At 62.9% G+C, this 14,702-nt stretch carries 20 protein-coding genes and 1 pseudogene; 8 read left to right on the top strand and 13 right to left on the bottom strand.

Annotated features, from left to right (window positions below):
* The first annotated feature begins 192 nt into the window (after nt 1-192).
* Nucleotides 193-489, top strand: coding sequence for a co-chaperone GroES (gene groES / locus NKH90_RS18360; protein WP_006333965.1), 297 nt, complete (start codon nt 193-195; stop codon nt 487-489).
* A 62-nt stretch (nt 490-551) separates the two neighbouring features.
* A complete protein-coding gene (groL, locus tag NKH90_RS18355; RefSeq protein ID WP_352817476.1) occupies nt 552-2,207 on the top strand; it encodes a chaperonin GroEL in 1,656 nt (551 codons plus the stop codon).
* Nucleotides 2,208-2,300: 93 nt separating this feature from the next.
* On the opposite strand, the gene NKH90_RS18350 is transcribed toward groL, so the two are convergent.
* A complete protein-coding gene (locus tag NKH90_RS18350) occupies nt 2,301-2,900 on the bottom strand; it encodes a TetR/AcrR family transcriptional regulator (RefSeq protein ID WP_352684914.1) in 600 nt (199 codons plus the stop codon).
* A gap of 95 nt (nt 2,901-2,995) precedes the next feature.
* Here NKH90_RS18350 and NKH90_RS18345 point away from each other — a divergent pair, with 95 nt between their 5' ends.
* The 3 genes and pseudogenes from NKH90_RS18345 to NKH90_RS18335 all read left to right on the top strand — a co-directional run bounded on the left by NKH90_RS18345 (nt 2,996) and on the right by NKH90_RS18335 (nt 4,913).
* The gene (locus NKH90_RS18345) at nt 2,996-4,006 is read left to right on the top strand and encodes a zinc-dependent alcohol dehydrogenase family protein (protein ID WP_352817479.1); all 1,011 of its coding nucleotides are present in this window, start codon (nt 2,996-2,998) and stop codon (nt 4,004-4,006) included.
* 59 nt (nt 4,007-4,065) lie between these two features.
* On the top strand, nt 4,066-4,512 hold the full coding sequence (locus NKH90_RS18340) for an OsmC family protein (RefSeq protein ID WP_352622135.1): 447 nt from the start codon (nt 4,066-4,068) through the stop codon (nt 4,510-4,512).
* Between the two features lie 16 nt (nt 4,513-4,528).
* Nucleotides 4,529-4,913, top strand: a pseudogene (locus tag NKH90_RS18335) (nuclear transport factor 2 family protein).
* 25 nt (nt 4,914-4,938) lie between these two features.
* On the opposite strand, the gene NKH90_RS18330 reads toward NKH90_RS18335, so the two are convergent.
* Both NKH90_RS18330 and NKH90_RS18325 read right to left on the bottom strand, forming a co-directional pair.
* Nucleotides 4,939-5,550 carry a LysE family translocator gene (locus tag NKH90_RS18330; protein ID WP_352472666.1) on the bottom strand — a complete coding sequence of 204 codons (612 nt, stop codon included), beginning with the start codon at nt 5,548-5,550 and terminating at the stop codon, nt 4,939-4,941.
* A gap of 86 nt (nt 5,551-5,636) precedes the next feature.
* Nucleotides 5,637-6,137, bottom strand: coding sequence for a nuclear transport factor 2 family protein (locus NKH90_RS18325; protein ID WP_352820291.1), 501 nt, complete (start codon nt 6,135-6,137; stop codon nt 5,637-5,639).
* 79 nt (nt 6,138-6,216) lie between these two features.
* Between NKH90_RS18325 and NKH90_RS18320 the strand changes: the two genes are divergently transcribed.
* On the top strand, nt 6,217-7,146 hold the full coding sequence (locus tag NKH90_RS18320) for an AraC family transcriptional regulator (protein WP_352820290.1): 930 nt from the start codon (nt 6,217-6,219) through the stop codon (nt 7,144-7,146).
* A 37-nt stretch (nt 7,147-7,183) separates the two neighbouring features.
* Here the strand turns inward: NKH90_RS18320 and NKH90_RS18315 are convergent, their stop codons facing one another.
* From NKH90_RS18315 to NKH90_RS18285, 7 genes are all read right to left on the bottom strand, one after another.
* The gene (locus tag NKH90_RS18315) at nt 7,184-7,522 is read right to left on the bottom strand and encodes a YkgJ family cysteine cluster protein (protein WP_352770987.1); all 339 of its coding nucleotides are present in this window, start codon (nt 7,520-7,522) and stop codon (nt 7,184-7,186) included.
* A 50-nt stretch (nt 7,523-7,572) separates the two neighbouring features.
* Nucleotides 7,573-7,737: a hypothetical protein gene (locus NKH90_RS18310; protein ID WP_023722752.1), complete on the bottom strand. Its 165-nt coding sequence runs from the start codon at nt 7,735-7,737 to the stop codon at nt 7,573-7,575.
* Between the two features lies 1 nt (nt 7,738).
* Complete coding sequence (locus NKH90_RS18305) at nt 7,739-8,146, bottom strand: hypothetical protein (protein WP_352503387.1); 408 nt, start codon at nt 8,144-8,146, stop codon at nt 7,739-7,741.
* Nucleotides 8,146-8,373: a hypothetical protein gene (locus NKH90_RS18300; protein ID WP_023677608.1), complete on the bottom strand. Its 228-nt coding sequence runs from the start codon at nt 8,371-8,373 to the stop codon at nt 8,146-8,148. Before NKH90_RS18300 ends, NKH90_RS18305 begins: the two co-directional genes overlap by 1 nt.
* A 344-nt stretch (nt 8,374-8,717) precedes the next feature.
* Complete coding sequence (locus NKH90_RS18295) at nt 8,718-8,927, bottom strand: cold-shock protein (RefSeq protein WP_010915421.1); 210 nt, start codon at nt 8,925-8,927, stop codon at nt 8,718-8,720.
* 433 nt (nt 8,928-9,360) lie between these two features.
* On the bottom strand, nt 9,361-10,152 hold the full coding sequence (locus tag NKH90_RS18290; protein WP_352820288.1) for an SDR family oxidoreductase: 792 nt from the start codon (nt 10,150-10,152) through the stop codon (nt 9,361-9,363).
* A gap of 66 nt (nt 10,153-10,218) precedes the next feature.
* Nucleotides 10,219-10,680: a RidA family protein gene (locus NKH90_RS18285; protein WP_352820286.1), complete on the bottom strand. Its 462-nt coding sequence runs from the start codon at nt 10,678-10,680 to the stop codon at nt 10,219-10,221.
* A 97-nt stretch (nt 10,681-10,777) separates the two neighbouring features.
* Here NKH90_RS18285 and NKH90_RS18280 point away from each other — a divergent pair, with 97 nt between their 5' ends.
* On the top strand, nt 10,778-11,629 hold the full coding sequence (locus NKH90_RS18280; protein ID WP_352820284.1) for a LysR family transcriptional regulator: 852 nt from the start codon (nt 10,778-10,780) through the stop codon (nt 11,627-11,629).
* 18 nt (nt 11,630-11,647) lie between these two features.
* On the opposite strand, the gene NKH90_RS18275 is transcribed toward NKH90_RS18280, so the two are convergent.
* Nucleotides 11,648-12,403, bottom strand: coding sequence for an SDR family NAD(P)-dependent oxidoreductase (locus NKH90_RS18275; protein ID WP_352820282.1), 756 nt, complete (start codon nt 12,401-12,403; stop codon nt 11,648-11,650).
* Between the two features lie 83 nt (nt 12,404-12,486).
* Nucleotides 12,487-13,155, bottom strand: coding sequence for a glutathione S-transferase family protein (locus tag NKH90_RS18270; protein WP_352820280.1), 669 nt, complete (start codon nt 13,153-13,155; stop codon nt 12,487-12,489).
* A 147-nt stretch (nt 13,156-13,302) separates the two neighbouring features.
* Here NKH90_RS18270 and NKH90_RS18265 point away from each other — a divergent pair, with 147 nt between their 5' ends.
* Nucleotides 13,303-13,482 (top strand): CsbD family protein, encoded by a 180-nt coding sequence (locus NKH90_RS18265; protein WP_352820278.1) that lies wholly within the window; start codon nt 13,303-13,305, stop codon nt 13,480-13,482.
* A 64-nt stretch (nt 13,483-13,546) separates the two neighbouring features.
* Here NKH90_RS18265 and NKH90_RS18260 read toward each other — a convergent pair whose 3' ends face one another.
* Nucleotides 13,547-14,677: a metallophosphoesterase gene (locus NKH90_RS18260; RefSeq protein WP_352820276.1), complete on the bottom strand. Its 1,131-nt coding sequence runs from the start codon at nt 14,675-14,677 to the stop codon at nt 13,547-13,549.
* Between the last annotated feature and the right edge of the window lie 25 nt (nt 14,678-14,702).

Genomic DNA, 14,702 nt, shown 5'->3' with positions numbered 1-14,702 from the left:
CGATTTAGTTGACTTAGTCAAGTATCCGTTTGAAGCAATTGTCCTGATGATGCTCACCGGGCGCCTTGACTCGCGCGAGTTGCCAGCCTATTTCAGCGCCACGTTAGCACTCCCCCAAGATGAGTGCTAACCACATGTCCGGCGCCGCCGGACGGAGGAACTGTTCTCACCATTCTCATCGAGGAATAAAAAATGGCAAAGTCGAAGTTCCGCCCGCTTCATGACCGCGTGGTCGTTCGTCGGGTCGAATCCGAATCCAAGACCGCGGGCGGGATCATCATCCCCGACACGGCTAAGGAAAAGCCGCAGGAAGGCGAGATCATCGCCGTCGGTTCCGGCGCCCGTGACGAAGCCGGCAAGCTCGTCCCGCTGGACGTCAAGGCCGGCGACCGTATCCTGTTCGGCAAGTGGTCGGGCACCGAAGTCAAGCTCAATGGCGAAGACCTTCTGATCATGAAGGAAGCCGACATTATGGGCATCATCGGCTGAATATCGGCCTCACCCTCATTTAAATCTTCGGGCTCAATCCAAGCCCCTGCCAGGAGCTAAAAATGGCTGCCAAAGACGTAAAATTCTCCCGCGACGCTCGCGAGCGCATGCTGCGCGGCGTCAACATCCTCGCCGACGCGGTGAAGGTCACGCTCGGCCCCAAGGGCCGCAACGTCGTCATCGACAAGTCGTTCGGCGCACCGCGCATCACCAAGGACGGCGTCACCGTCGCCAAGGAAATCGAGCTTGAAGACAAGTTCGAGAACATGGGCGCGCAGATGGTTCGCGAAGTTGCTTCGAAGACCAACGACATCGCCGGCGACGGCACTACGACCGCGACCGTTCTGGCACAGTCGATCGTCCAGGAAGGCCACAAGGCGGTTGCAGCCGGCATGAACCCGATGGACCTCAAGCGCGGCATCGACCTCGCCGTCGCCGACGTCGTCGCGACGCTGATTAAGAACGCCAAGAAGATCAAGACCTCGGAAGAGGTTGCCCAGGTCGGCACCATCGCCGGCAATGGCGACGTGTCGGTCGGCTCGATGATCGCGGAAGCGATGCAGAAGGTCGGCAATGAGGGCGTCATCACCGTCGAGGAAGCAAAGACCGCCGAGACCGAGCTTGAAGTCGTTGAAGGCATGCAGTTCGACCGCGGCTATCTCTCGCCCTACTTCGTCACCAACGCCGAGAAGATGGTTGCGGATCTGGAAGACGCCTACATTCTTCTCCACGAGAAGAAGCTCTCCAATCTGCAGGCCATGCTGCCGATCCTCGAGGCCGTCGTGCAGACCTCGAAGCCGCTGGTCATCATCTCGGAAGATGTCGAAGGCGAGGCCCTGGCCACGCTGGTCGTCAACAAGCTGCGCGGTGGCCTGAAAATCGCCGCCGTCAAGGCGCCGGGCTTTGGTGATCGCCGCAAGGCCATGCTGGAAGACATCGCCATCCTCACCGGTGGCCAGGTCATTTCCGAAGACCTCGGCATCAAGCTCGAGAATGTCGGCCTGAACATGCTCGGCCGCGCCAAGAAGGTGTCGATCTCCAAGGAGAACACCACCATCGTCGACGGCGCCGGCAAGAAGGCCGAAATCCAGGGCCGCGTCGCCCAGATCAAGCAGCAGATCGAGGAGACCACCTCGGACTACGACAAGGAGAAGCTGCAGGAACGTCTCGCCAAGCTGGCGGGCGGCGTTGCCGTCATCCGCGTCGGCGGTGCGACCGAAGTGGAAGTCAAGGAAAAGAAGGACCGCGTCGATGACGCCCTCAACGCGACCCGCGCGGCCGTCGAAGAAGGCATCGTTCCCGGCGGCGGCGTCGCACTGCTGCGCGCTTCGCTGAGCATCAAGGCAACCGGCGCCAACTCCGACCAGGCCGCCGGCATCAACATCGTGCGCCGCGCGCTGCAGGCTCCGGCCCGCCAGATCGCGGCCAACGCCGGTGCGGAAGCATCGATCGTTGCCGGCAAGATCCTTGAGAACAAGGGGGCAACCTTCGGCTACAACGCCCAGACCGGCGAATATGGCGACATGATCGCCATGGGTATCGTCGATCCGGTCAAGGTTGTGCGCACGGCTCTGCAGGACGCGGCCTCGGTCGCCGGCCTGCTGGTCACCACCGAAGCCATGATCGCGGAGGCTCCGAAGAAGGAGTCGGCTGGCGGCGGCATGCCTGGCGGCATGGGCGGCGGCGGCATGGGCGGCATGGGTGGCATGGATTTCTAATCCAGCCAATCTCGCAAGCTTTCGGAAAGGGCGGCAGCGATGCCGCCCTTTTTGTTTGCTTCATAGCGGGCTGCCCCGGCTCAAGCGGCGATATCAATGCACCGCGGCAGTGGCACTCTTGGCCGGCAAAGCGCCCTCAATCAGCGCCGCGACCTCATCGGCTACCGCCAGCACCGGGGCGCGGTCGTGGGTGGCGCGTGCGATCACCATCAGCCCTTCCAGCGATGATTCGACCAGCAGTGCCAGCGCATGCGCGCGGCGCTCGGGCACCCCTGCCCTGACGAAGGCCGCCCTGAGCAAGCCTATCCATTGCTCGAAGGCGGAGCGGCACAACTCGGCCAGTTCCGGCATGTCGATCGGCGAGTCCAACACCACGGGCGCGATCGGGCAACCGAGCGTGAACCGATTGTCTTCCAGCATGCGCGCGACCGACTGGTAGATGTGGTGGACGGCCACCGCCGGGTCCTTTTCGGCTGCAAGGGCCTCGCCCAGCCTTTTCGAGACGTCCTCGACGCTGTCGCGCGTCACCTCGATGACCAACTGGTCCTTGCCGCCCGGAAAATGAAAATAGAGCGAGCCTCTCGGCGCGCCTGAGGCGCTCAATATGTCGTTGAGCGAAGTGCCGTGATAGCCGCGCTGCCGAAGCAGGCGCCCCGTGGTCTCGAGTATGCGGGTACGGGTGTCGTTCGCCATGTCAACCTCTGTCAGGAGTGAGCATTATAGACCTTGCCTCGAATATGACAATCGGTCTACATAATATGTAGATCAGTCTACATATCGAGAGGCAAATGCGCAGCTATCGTCTTGAAGGAACCTGCGGGACCAAGTGCCTAGTGATGCGCGACGAGGCGCAGCCGACGCCGAAGCCGCACGAGATCGTCGTGCGTGTCCGCGCCACCGCGCTCAACCGCCGCGATACGATGATCCTCAACGGCACCTACCCGCTGGCGCCGCGCCAAGGCGTTATCCCGCTGAGCGACGGCGCCGGCGAAGTCGTTGCCGTCGGCGAGGCCGTCACCCGCTTTGCCGTCGGCGACCGCGTCACCGGCAGTTATTTTGCGCGCTGGATCGATGGCCGCATCAATGCCGGTCTGATCGACCAGCTTGGCTGCACGCTGGACGGGATGCTGGCCGAATACGCCGTGCTCGACGAGCAATGGGCGGTGCGGCTTCCCGATCATCTCGACTGGCATCAAGCGGCGACACTAACCTGCGCCGGCCTGACCGCCTGGAATGCCGTGACGGCGGCCGAAATGCCGAAGCCCGGCCAATGGGTTCTTGTCATCGGTTCAGGTGGCGTCGCGCTATTTGCGCTGCAATTCGCCAAGCTGCTCGGCTGCCGTGTCGTGGCAGTCAGCTCGCGCAACGAGAAGCTGGACCGGCTGCAGGCGCTGGGCGCCGACCTCGTCGTCTCGACCGCCGACATGCCGGAATGGGGTGCTGCGGTACGAGAGCAGACCGGCGGCATCGACCTCGTCGTCGAGACCGGCGGCCCGCCGACCTTCGCGCAGTCGATGATCGCCTGCGCGCTTTACGGGCGCATCGTGCTTCTCACCATACAGGATGCGAAAGGCGGGACGGTGCAGATCCCCGGCCCGGTCTACCAGCGCAGCCTCGCCACCATCAGCCGCCTGTTCGTCGGCAATCGCACCAACCTCGAAGCCATGCTGCGCGCCATCTCGGTGCATCGGCTTAAGCCTGTCATCGACAAGGTGTTCGCCTTCGACGAGGCCAACGACGCCTATCGCTATTTCCAGCAAGGCGACGTCTTCGGGAAAGTGGTCGTCGACAGCGCCTGACTGGTCCGCCCCAAAATCTGATCGACCCCTCAAATCAAAGGAGAGACACAATGACCATTATGACCATTCGTGAAGCAGAGGCCCAATGGCAGGGATCGTTGAAGGAAGGTTCGGGCCGGCTGAAGCTCGGCAGCGGCGTCTTCGAAGGCGCCTACTCGTTCCCGTCGCGTTTCGAGAACGGTCCCGGCACCAACCCCGAGGAATTGATTGCGGCGGCGCATGCCGGCTGCTTCTCGATGGCGCTGAGCGCCGTCCTCGGCCGCGAAGGTTACACTCCCGCACGCATCCACACGATCGCGAAAGCGCATCTCGGCGCCACCGCGGCTGGACCGACGCTGACCCGTATCGAGCTGGAAACCGAGGCAAGCGTCGCCGGGCTGGCGGCGGGGGAGTTCGAGCGGCTGGCGCAGACGGCCAAGGAGAGCTGCCTCGTGTCGCGGGCGCTGGCCGGCGTCGCAGTGATCACGCTCAAGGCCCGCCTCATCGAAACCGCTACCGATCACTGAAGGGAAGGAATATCCAATGACACAGGAACTCGTCATCGACATCGCCGCCGCCAAACGCTCCGCCGAAACGGCCGAGATCATGCGGCTACAACGACGTCTTCCAGCGCCACGACCCGTCGGCGCTCGACGATCTGGTGGCGGAAGATTGCGTGATCGAAAACACCACGCCGGCCCCGGACGGCGCCCGCCGCATCGGCAAGGGCGCCTGCGTCGAACTGTGGTCGGCGATCGCAACCGGACCCGGCACGCGCTTCGACATTGAAGAAACTTTCGTCGCCGGCGATCGGGCGACGATCCGCTGGCGCTACTGGATGGGCGACGGCAATTCGCTGCGCGGCGTCAACCTGATGCGCGTGGCGGACGGGCAGATTGTCGAGGCCATGGGCTATGTGAAGGGATAGATTTGAATGCCCGCGACCTTCCTGTCTACCGGTCCGCCAGCGCCAGTTTGGCGCCGAGCATGACAAAGGCTCCGGCGAAGGTACGGCGCATCCAGGTCAGCACCTTTGGCCGCGACACGACATGGCTGCGGATTGACGCCGCGAAAACGCCGTAGCCGACAAAGACCACGAAGGTGAGCAGCATGAAGACGCTGCTGAGCTCCAGCATCTGCGACAGCGCATGCGGTTCGGTGGTGCTGACGAATTGCGGCAGGAAGGCAAAGAAGAAGATCGACAGCTTCGGATTGAGGATGTTGATGAGGATGCCCGAAGTGATCACCTTGCCGGCCGAGCGCGGCGCCACATTTTCGTCGACGCTCAGGCCGCCCTTCTCCTTCAGCGTGTTCCAGGCCATGTAGAGAAGATAGGCGACGCCGAGATATTTCAGCGTCTCGAAGGCGACGGCACTGGTATGCAGCAGCGCCGCGAGGCCGGTGATGGCGGCCGCCATGTGCGGAATAATGCCGAGCGTGCAGCCGAAAGCGGCAATGATGCTGGCGCGCGCGCCACGCGAAAGCCCGGCGCTCAGCGTATAGAGAACGCCGGTACCGGGCGAAGCCACGACAATCAGCGACGTCAACAGAAATTCGATGCTCACGGATGGTCTCCCGGTGCTGGCCCTGCCGCCGGCAGCGTAATCAGCGAAACGTGCGGGCACAAGCCAGCCTGAGAGCCTATGCGCATTCAGATCATGCTGTTGGCGTGCAGCTTGCTGTCCGCGACGGGCTGCCGAACTTCCCAGTGTTCGACCAGCTTGCTGTCCTTCAGCCTGAAAATGTCGACAATGGCCAGGCCCTCCTCCTCCGGTTCGCGTTTTGCGTGCATGTGCACGATGACGAAATCCCCTTCGGCAAAAATCCGCTTCACCTCTCCCTTCACGAGGGGAAATGACTGTTTGAGCTGCTGCAGATAGGCTTTGAAGCCGTCCGCACCATCCGCAATGTTCGGATTGTGTTGGATGTAGCGTTCGCCAAAATGCATCGAAGCAGCTTCGATGTTGCCCTGGTTTACTGCTTTGTCGATGAAGTCCAGGACGATCGTTTTGTTGGTCTCGAGCGAATTATGGATCTTGGCTGGAACTGGATTTGATGGTTCGTCACGCATGTTTTTGCTCCGTGAGGTGCCTGCTTCTGCCCGACGTGGACAGGGCGTCCGCAGGCCGATATTGCCAACATGATCAGCCACGCTTGTGAGATGGTCGATACGCTATTCGCCTGGATTCTTATCCAATCGTCTAATATCGTCGTCGGTTCATTGTCGGAGGATGGTTCTCATGGACGCCTTGTCCGAAGTTCTTGCTTCGCTGCGATTTGGCAGCGCCATGATCGGCAGCGCGACGCTGCATCGGCCATGGGGTATTTCGGTGGGTCCGACAAGGAATGCCGCCATCCACGTCATACAGAACGGCGAATGCTGGTTGCGGCTGACTGGTCAAAAAGAGCCGATCCGCTTAGGCGAGGGAGATGTCATCCTTGTCGCGAGCGGTATCGGGCATGCCCTTTGCAATCCGGCGGATGCACCGACGGCATCGATATCCGCCGTCCTTTCCGCAAATCGGAGCGGACTGGAACCGAAAAGCGAGAGCGACGCAACAACTCTTCTTTGTGCTAGATATTCACTCGACGGCGTCGGGCCATACCCGATGGTTTCGCTGCTTCCTCCGCTGATCCATTTGACCCGAAATCAGATTGGCACCAGCGAGCCGCTGCGGCTTGCCCTGGAACTTCTGCAGGTCGAAGCGAAAGGCGATCTCGGCGGCCACGACATTGTCGCCCCACGCCTTCTCGACAGCACGCTGATCTTCTTGTTGCGTGCCTGGATCGAACATCAGCCACTCGGAACAGGGGGATGGTTTGGCGCCTTGCGCGACAAAGGCATTGCGCAGGCTTTGCGCCTGATCCACGAGCGGCCGGGCAATCCCTGGACCATCGCTTCCCTTGCCAGCGGCGCAGCACAATCGCGGGCCACCTTCGCGCGTCGCTTCGCTCAACTGGTAGGACAGCCGCCGCTGTCCTATGTGACCCGGTGGCGGATGAACCTTGCCGCCAGGGCTCTGCGGGAAACGAACCAGAACATTGGCGAGATCGGGCGCGCCGTCGGATATGAATCGGTGCCGTCGTTCTCGCAGGCATTCAAACGATTGACCGGACGATCGCCCGGCCTCTACCGCAGCGACTTTCGCGCATCTGATTGACGAAATTCAAACTGAGACGCCAGCCCGAGGGCCGTCATTACAGCGTCGGCAGACCGTGAGCCCGACGCGCGATCAGGCAGTCGTCATCGCCCGGCATGCAGGCGCGGCAGACGTCGGGGCGGATGTCGTAGATGCCGCAGGCCGTTGACTTGCCGACCTCGCCGCACAGTGCCGAACAGCGCGCGCCGTCGCAGCGCATGCCGGCTTCGTCGGCAGCCACGTATTTTTGCGGGATAAGGTCGAGCTGCGCGTCATCCTCGGTGGAGAAGCGCGGCCATCTGGACGAGTAGGCGCAGCAGGCGCCACAGGTCTGGCAATCGAAGGCAACCGGACCGGCGCCCTCTCGTGGCGACGAAAACTCCTCTGCGACCGCCAGGGCAAGCAGCCTTGGCGCAGATTTCCGGTCGGCATTTTGCTGCAAGGGCGCTATTTCTTCTTGGGCTTGCGCGGCGGTGCTTCCGCCGGCGACCTGAACAGATCGGTGCCCGCTTCGGCGGCTTCGCCGGTTTTTGGCGCGGCGGCCGGCTTGGCCGGCTTCACGGCGGCAGCAGGCGCTGCCGGCTGGCCCTTGGCGGAAAACTTGATTGCCATATCAATCCTCGTCAGAGAAACGCGATGATGGCGCATTCGGATTGCGAAGGCGGCCGATAAGCGCCGAAACGGCCGTGATGTTCATTTCTTCGGGCGACCAGTTCCTGGCTTCCTCGATGTGCCGGGGCGCCAGCTCGCGATGCGTGCTGCCGCTGTAGGCGGCATCCTGAAAGGTCACGCGCTCGCGGGTCTTGGTGTTTTCCCGGACGTATTCGATCAGATAATTGGGGCATTCGGCACGACCGCGCACGCCGAGCCGAACCTGGGCATCGCCGTGGACACGCCTGCAGCGCTCGAGCTTTTCGAGCACGCGCCGGACATATTCGACCGGCTTGTCTAGTTCGCCCACGACATCGGCGATGGTCGAATCTGCGGCGATCGCCTTTTGAGGCACGCGTTTGGTGGCCATCAGCGTTTGCCTGCGCGTTTCGGCGAGGCCGCGAGCGCAACCGCCGCCGCCATGTCGTCGGCTTCCTTCTCCAGGCGCAATTCGCGCAGCCGCGCGGTCTTGGCTTCGCGGGCCTGGCTGACGGCATCCCGTTCGGAATTGATGCGGTCGAGCGACATCGACTGGGTCCGCGTCTTGCTGAAAATGGATTCGGCCTGGTCGCGGGGTTTTTTTGAAGTTGCGGTCAAGGTCTTTCTCCCGGTTCGGAGCACGCCGCCGAAAAGTGGCGAGACTGGTCTTTCGGCCAGGATCCCGCACAAAGCAATACGGCAGCCGGTTTCAAATTGCTGGAACGTCCTTAGCACGTCCGGGCCGTCGAGCGGCGCTCTTTCGGCGATCGAAGCGCAAAAATGAAAAAGGCCAGGCACCGCCTGACCTTCCATAAGAGCGCCCGCGCATCCCGAGAGACGCGCAAGGAAACGTTCTTCTCATGCGCATGAGCGGGGACTTAACATCCCCGCGATCATGCGCTGGAATTTGCCATTCACCGGTGCCAGTACATCCGTGGTCACCGGTGAGGCTTAATTCCGTTTTAGGCCGCCTTCAACTGGTCGGCGGACATCTTGCCCGACTTGTTGTCGCGGACCATCTCGTAGCCAAGCTTCTGGCCCTCGACGATGTCGCGCATTCCGGCGCGCTCGACGGCTGAGATGTGGACGAAAACGTCGGCAGAACCGTCGTCAGGCTGAATAAAACCAAAACCTTTGGTGGCGTTGAACCATTTAACTGTGCCTGTGCTCATAACGAACCCTTTCCATGGCAAATATTCGTTCGCCGTCATGCGGATGCACAACAACGTTTGTCTCGATTTTGATGGGGGAAGTTCGCCAAAGGCGCGCCTAAGCACGCGGATAACAAAAGTCGGTCAAACAAATATCGACAAAATTCTTATAGACTTCTTTGCGCGTTGTGTCAATTTTTTTGATTTGCCACACTCGCGGAGACGCGCGGCGGCGGCCCGCGCCAGCACATCGGACGGTGAAAGCCGGGCTATTGCCCGCCGAAAAAACCAATCAGCCGGGAACCATTTTGGCATCGCGGGCATTCTTTCGGTGTCGAAAGCCGTTCTTGAAAGAGCGATCTTGAGAGAGGCGGACGACAAACAGGACGCCCCCCGCGCAGATAAAAGGCACGAGGGGCGTTCCTGTGATGCGACCATTCGCGCCGCCTGCCCCTCACGGCATGGCCCGGCTGAGCCCGCCATCCACCGGCAAAGCCACGCCGGTGATATAGGCGGCGTCGTCGCTGGCCAGGAATGCGGCAACCGCGCCGAATTCGGCGGGGGTCCCGTAGCGCTTTGCCGGGATTTCGGCCTGACTCTCGGCGGCGATCACAGCAGCGTCCACACCCCTGTCGGCGGCGTCCATCGCGTCGAACTGTTTCGTCCGGTCCGTCGCAAAACGGCCAGGCAGCAACAGGTTGACGGTGACGCCGTCCGCCGCCACTTCGCCGGCCAGGGTCTTGGCCCAGCCGGCAAGCGACGCGCGCAACGCGTTCGAAGCGGTGAGGCCGGGGATCGGCTCGCGGACGGATGTGGAGGAAACGGCGATGATGCGTCCCCAGCGCCGCGCCCGCATGCCGGGCAGGAAAGAGATGGCGATACGCATCTGGCTCAGCACCATGCTGGTGAACTGCTTCTCCCAGACGCTCGCATCGAAGACGCTGGCCGCGAAGGGCGGCGGGCCGCCGCCATTGAGCAGGACGATGTCGATCCGCTGATGCTCGTCCTCGATGGCACGGATCAGCCGGGAGACGCTGTCGTTATCGGAAAGATCGGCGCTGAAGGTCGAGCAGACGGGGCCGGCGGACTCGATCGCGCGCCGCGCCGCATCCAGGGTCTCCTCCCCTCGTCCGACCAGGATGATCTCCGCGCCTTTCGCCGCGAGCGCTTCGGCGACGCCGAAACCGAGGCCCTTGCCTCCGCCGAGGACAAGCGCCTTCCGCCCCTCAAGATTTGCGCTAATCAAGCCAAGCCTCCCTTGGTTTCGCTGCGCACTCTCGGATCAGGCCCGAGTGCATGTTCTGGGCGTGCATCAGCGGACATGCACAATGGCGTCGGCTTCGACCGGAACATTGGCCGGCAAGCCGGCCATGCCGAGCGAGCAGCGGGCATGCTCGCCACGCTCGCCGAAAACATGGAGCAGAAATTCGGATGCTCCGTTGCCGACCTCCGAATAGGCCGCAAAGCCGGCCGCCGCGTTCACATAGACGGTCAGCTTGGCGAATTTCACGACGCGGTCGAGATTGCCGTCCAATTCCTTGTCTAGCCAATAGACGATGTTGGCCGCGCAGAGCCGGGCGGCGTTCCGCGCCGCGGCCAGATCGATCTCTGCGCCGACCTGGCCGATCGCAGCGATCTCCTGCCCGATCTCGGGGATCTGACCGGAGACATAGACGATGTCTGCGGCCCGAGCCGTCGGCGAGAACGGCAAAGCAGGCCGCTCGAGCGACGGCCAGGCGACACCGAACTCCTCAAATCTTCTTCTGTAGGGCAAGGTGGCTGCTCCTGTTTTCGTTCGTGCGAGCGGACCTTGAATTCAGATCGGGCTTTCGGATAGCCTGATAGTGCTGACACAGCTATCAGGAATTTTTATGACTGGTGATATCGACGTCAGGCTGCTGCGCGCCTTCGTCACCGTGGCCGATACGGGAACGGTGAGCCGGGCGGCCGATCGGCTTGCCCGCACACAGGCGGCGGTGAGTATGCAGCTTCAGCGCCTCGAGGGTGAAGTCGGAGCCGAGCTGCTGCGCCGTTCGCCGCGCGGCGTGACGCTGACCGAGGCCGGCGAGATCCTGCTCGCCTTCGCCCGCAAGGCAATCGCGATCGGCGACGATGCCAGGCGCGAGATAGAAGGCCGCAGGCTGGTCGGCCGTGTCCGGCTGGGCATCGTCGAGGATTTGGCGGTGACACGGCTGCCGTTGATCATTGCCGACTTCCGCCGTCGGCATCCTTCCGTGGAGATCGAGCTGACATCGGCCAGCAGCAGCGATCTCAGCAAGTCGCTGGGCGCAGGAAGATGCGACATCGTCATGGCCGATCCGGCACGCTTCACAATGGCGCCGCGAGGCCATGTGTCACGACAGCTGGTCTGGGCGGCAAGCCGCATGATCGAGATCGATGACGAGGTCGAGCTTCCGCTGATCATCTTCGAAGGCGCCTGCTCCTGGCAGGACAGGATGCTGGCCTCGCTCGCCGAGGCCGGGATCGGCTGGAAGATCGGCTGCCGCGTGTCGACCTTCGCGACACTGATCTCGGCGCTGAGGGCCGGGCTCGGCATCGGGCTTCTGCTGCAGGAAGGACTGCCGCCCGACTGCCAAAGCCTCAACGGACGCTTCAACCTGCCGCCGGCGGCGATGGCGGATTTCGGCGTCTATCTCGCGAGGGACCCGTCGCGGCTGGTCGAGGAGTGTGGCGATTTCCTGCGAGCGGGATTCGAAGCGTAGCGAAATATCTGACGCCGTTCACCGTTCCTGGTCGGTCGGGCGGATGACGATCTCGTTGACGTTGACATGTGCCGGCTGGCTCACGGCGTAGAAAATGGCCGCGGCGATGTCCTCGGCGGTCAGCGCCTCCATGGCGGCAAGCCGCTTATCCAGATCAGCCTTGAACGCCGGATTGGTGATGTGGTCGCCGAGCTCGGTGCGCACCAGGCCGGGCTCGATGACGGTGACGCGAACCTTGTCGGCGTAGACTTCGCGGCGCAGCGATTCGGAAAAGCCGACGACACCGAACTTGGTTGCCGCGTAGCCGCTGGCGCCCGGATTGGCGACACGGCCGGCGACCGACGAGACATTGACGATGTGACCCTTGGCGGCCCTCAGATGCGGCAGCGCCGCTTTGGTGACGCCCATCAGCGCCAGCAGGTTGAGCTCGACCATGCGGCGCCAGTCGTCGAGCATCGCCTCGGCGGCCGGCGACAGAAGCATCACCCCAGCATTGTTGACGAGGATGTCGAGGCGGCCCCATTCGGTGACAACCTTGTCGACCATGGCGGTGACATCGTCGTTGCTGGTGACGTCGGCCTCGATGCGGAGCGCCGTGCCGCCGGCCTTTTCGATACGTAAGGCTAGCGCTTCGAGACGATCGGCGCGGCGTGCGGCAATCGCCACCTTGGCCCCGGCGGTTGCGAGCGCCACAGCCGTTGCCTCGCCGATGCCCGAGGAGGCGCCGGTGACGAGTGCGACTTTGCCGGCCAGTGCGGAAGAAACAGATGTCATTGTGAAGTCTCCAAGGCCCCAGCCCGATCTTCAGATAGGCCGCGGGCCGCGAAGTGGAAGACCAGCTTGCCGATTGCTCGGCTCTATTCGTCTGGGCCGGGCTCCGGCCAAGGCTCTTTCGCCGCCTCGGCATACCAGTGGCGCATCGCCGGTATCGAAAGCACGGCGTCGACATAGGCGCGGGTGTCGGGCGCCAGCGTGCCGCCATAGGTGTCGAAGCGGGTGGCGACCGGCGCGTACATGGCGTCGGCCACGGTGAAACGGCCAAACAGGAACGGGCCGCCTTTGCCGTATTTTCCGCGGCATTCGCGCCATAGCCCTTCGATGCGCGCCCGTTGTGCCTCACCTTCGGCGTCGAGCGGCTTGTGGCCTTTTGGCCGGCGCAAATTCATCGGCCAGCCATAGCGGACCTCGCGAAAGCCCGAATGCATCTCTGTCGCCGCCGAGCGGGCCAGCGCACGGGCGCCGATATCGGCCGGCCACAGCTTTTTCCCGGGAAACAGCTCGGCAAGATATTCAAGGATGGCAAGGGTTTCCCAGACGATCCGGACCTCGCCATTCGGCAGCCGATGGTTCAGCACCGGCACCTGGCCGGTCGGCGATATCCTGGCCAGATTGGCCGCGGTCTCGGGCGTGCGCAGGCGCACAAAACCCTCCTCGAACGGGATCTCCAGGTGCTTCATCGCCAGCCATGGCCGCAGTGACCAGGACGAGAAACATTTGTTGCCGATGAAGAGCGTGAATTCAGCCATTGTCCCTCCGGCCCTGTCTATTCGGGCGTTCTGGTGCACCCTATTCTGTCGGCTTTGCGGCCGGAAGCTATCCCAATCGACGGGCAGAACCCGGAACCTAAGCGATCCGCGACCGTTTCTCCAGGCGAACGGTTCAGGAGATGCGAGATGGTGAACAAGGATCAGGTTGCCGGCGTTGCCAAGCAAGCCAAGGGCGCTGTCAAGCAGGCCGCCGGCAAGACCACGGGCAACAGGCGCGCCGAGGCCGAAGGCGATGTCGACAAGGCCACCGGCAAGATGCAGAAAGCCTATGGCGACGTGAAGGACAAGGTGAAGAAGGCGCTTTGAGGGTGGCCCTTCGCAAACCAGGAAAAGGCGGCTCGGCCGCCTTTTTTGCGTCCTCTCCTGCCCGTCAGAAAGTCAGGCTTTTGCTGTATGCATTGGTGAAAGTGACCTCGCCGTGGTCGCCGGTGGCCTCGCCCAGAACCACTTCCATGCTATTGCTGGTCACCCGCGCCAGCGCGAAACCGCCCATGAAGGCGGCCTTCGGCTTGAACAGATCGAGCCCGTCACGGTGGTAGATCATCGGCGTCGCGTGCTGGTGACCGTGAAAAATGCCGACGACATTATAGCCCTTCAGCGCAGCCAGCAGCGCCTGCCTGTCAGCTTCGCTCCACCAGTGCGGCGGACCCTTGCCGCCTTCGTCGAAGGTCTTCTCGGCTGCGTCCCATCTTTCGATCGAAAAAGTATCCCAACCATAATGCTGGAACAGGATGACCGGGCGGCCGTCGCCGGCGTAGGTCGCCAGATCCTGCTTCAGCCATGGCAGGCTGCTGACGGCACCATGGCCGGTATCGCCGGCGAAGCGGTGCGTCTGGACAAGATGCAGGCCTCCCCAATCCCACGAATAACAGTCGGTCGCGACATCGAAGGCAGTGGCCGGCACCGGCGGCTTGAAGAACACACCGGGGCGGTGGTTGACCTCGACGTAGTCGCGCATTTCGCGGCGGTACCAGTCGACATGCGAGCGCGGGCCGTTCTGGTCGAGGTCGTGGTTGCCGAGGCCGACATAGACCGGCATGTGCACGCGGTCGGGGCCGACGCCTTGCTGGTAGCGCTGGCTGAACTGAAGCAGCTGCGTGCCCTCGCTGGGCTGGGTGATCTGGCCGCCGCCGTCATCGGTGATGTCGCCGCCAACGACGAGGCCGAGCGGCGTGCCGATTCTGCCTTTTGAGCGCAGGCCGGTGGCGACGCCATCGACTTCGGCCGGCCATTGTCTGTCGCCGATGCCATTGAGTGCGGCGACGTTGCGCAGCAAGGCGTCGTCGGTCTTGCCTTGCTGCTCGCAATGCGGGCTCAACCCGCTGGCCATGCGGCAGGCATGGACGTCGGCAATGAACAGGAAAGTGGCGTCGATGGGCGGGATGCGCTGCCCAGTCTGGCCGAAGGCCGGGCGCGAAACGGCGCCGGCCGCGGCAACGGCCGCTGCCTTCATCAGGAAGCTGCGCCGGGAAACCGGCCGGGCGAAAATGCGATGCATCATGCGCTAAAATTCAGCACGACGCGGA

The organism is Mesorhizobium sp. M0898, assembly GCF_040319695.1.
Classification (GTDB): Bacteria; Pseudomonadota; Alphaproteobacteria; order Rhizobiales; family Rhizobiaceae; genus Mesorhizobium.
The sequence above is the reverse complement of the archived record's forward strand: the minus strand, read 5'-3'. Positions and strand labels throughout refer to the sequence as shown.

Excerpts from the sequence above, each read along its gene's own strand:
- NKH90_RS18280 (WP_352820284.1), top strand. The coding sequence starts at position 10,778 with ATGACTGGTGATATCGACGTCAGGCTGCTGCGCGCCTTCGTCACCGTG.
- NKH90_RS18350 (WP_352684914.1), bottom strand. The coding sequence starts at position 2,900 with ATGGCGAACGACACCCGTACCCGCATACTCGAGACCACGGGGCGCCTG.
- NKH90_RS18260 (WP_352820276.1), bottom strand. The coding sequence starts at position 14,677 with ATGATGCATCGCATTTTCGCCCGGCCGGTTTCCCGGCGCAGCTTCCTG.
- NKH90_RS18275 (WP_352820282.1), bottom strand. The coding sequence starts at position 12,403 with ATGACATCTGTTTCTTCCGCACTGGCCGGCAAAGTCGCACTCGTCACC.
- NKH90_RS18320 (WP_352820290.1), top strand. The coding sequence starts at position 6,217 with ATGGTTCTCATGGACGCCTTGTCCGAAGTTCTTGCTTCGCTGCGATTT.
- NKH90_RS18340 (WP_352622135.1), top strand. The coding sequence starts at position 4,066 with ATGACCATTCGTGAAGCAGAGGCCCAATGGCAGGGATCGTTGAAGGAA.
- NKH90_RS18265 (WP_352820278.1), top strand. The coding sequence starts at position 13,303 with ATGGTGAACAAGGATCAGGTTGCCGGCGTTGCCAAGCAAGCCAAGGGC.
- NKH90_RS18310 (WP_023722752.1), bottom strand. The coding sequence starts at position 7,737 with ATGGCAATCAAGTTTTCCGCCAAGGGCCAGCCGGCAGCGCCTGCTGCC.
- NKH90_RS18345 (WP_352817479.1), top strand. The coding sequence starts at position 2,996 with ATGCGCAGCTATCGTCTTGAAGGAACCTGCGGGACCAAGTGCCTAGTG.
- NKH90_RS18295 (WP_010915421.1), bottom strand. The coding sequence starts at position 8,927 with ATGAGCACAGGCACAGTTAAATGGTTCAACGCCACCAAAGGTTTTGGT.
- groES (WP_006333965.1), top strand. The coding sequence starts at position 193 with ATGGCAAAGTCGAAGTTCCGCCCGCTTCATGACCGCGTGGTCGTTCGT.
- NKH90_RS18270 (WP_352820280.1), bottom strand. The coding sequence starts at position 13,155 with ATGGCTGAATTCACGCTCTTCATCGGCAACAAATGTTTCTCGTCCTGG.
- groL (WP_352817476.1), top strand. The coding sequence starts at position 552 with ATGGCTGCCAAAGACGTAAAATTCTCCCGCGACGCTCGCGAGCGCATG.
- NKH90_RS18305 (WP_352503387.1), bottom strand. The coding sequence starts at position 8,146 with ATGGCCACCAAACGCGTGCCTCAAAAGGCGATCGCCGCAGATTCGACC.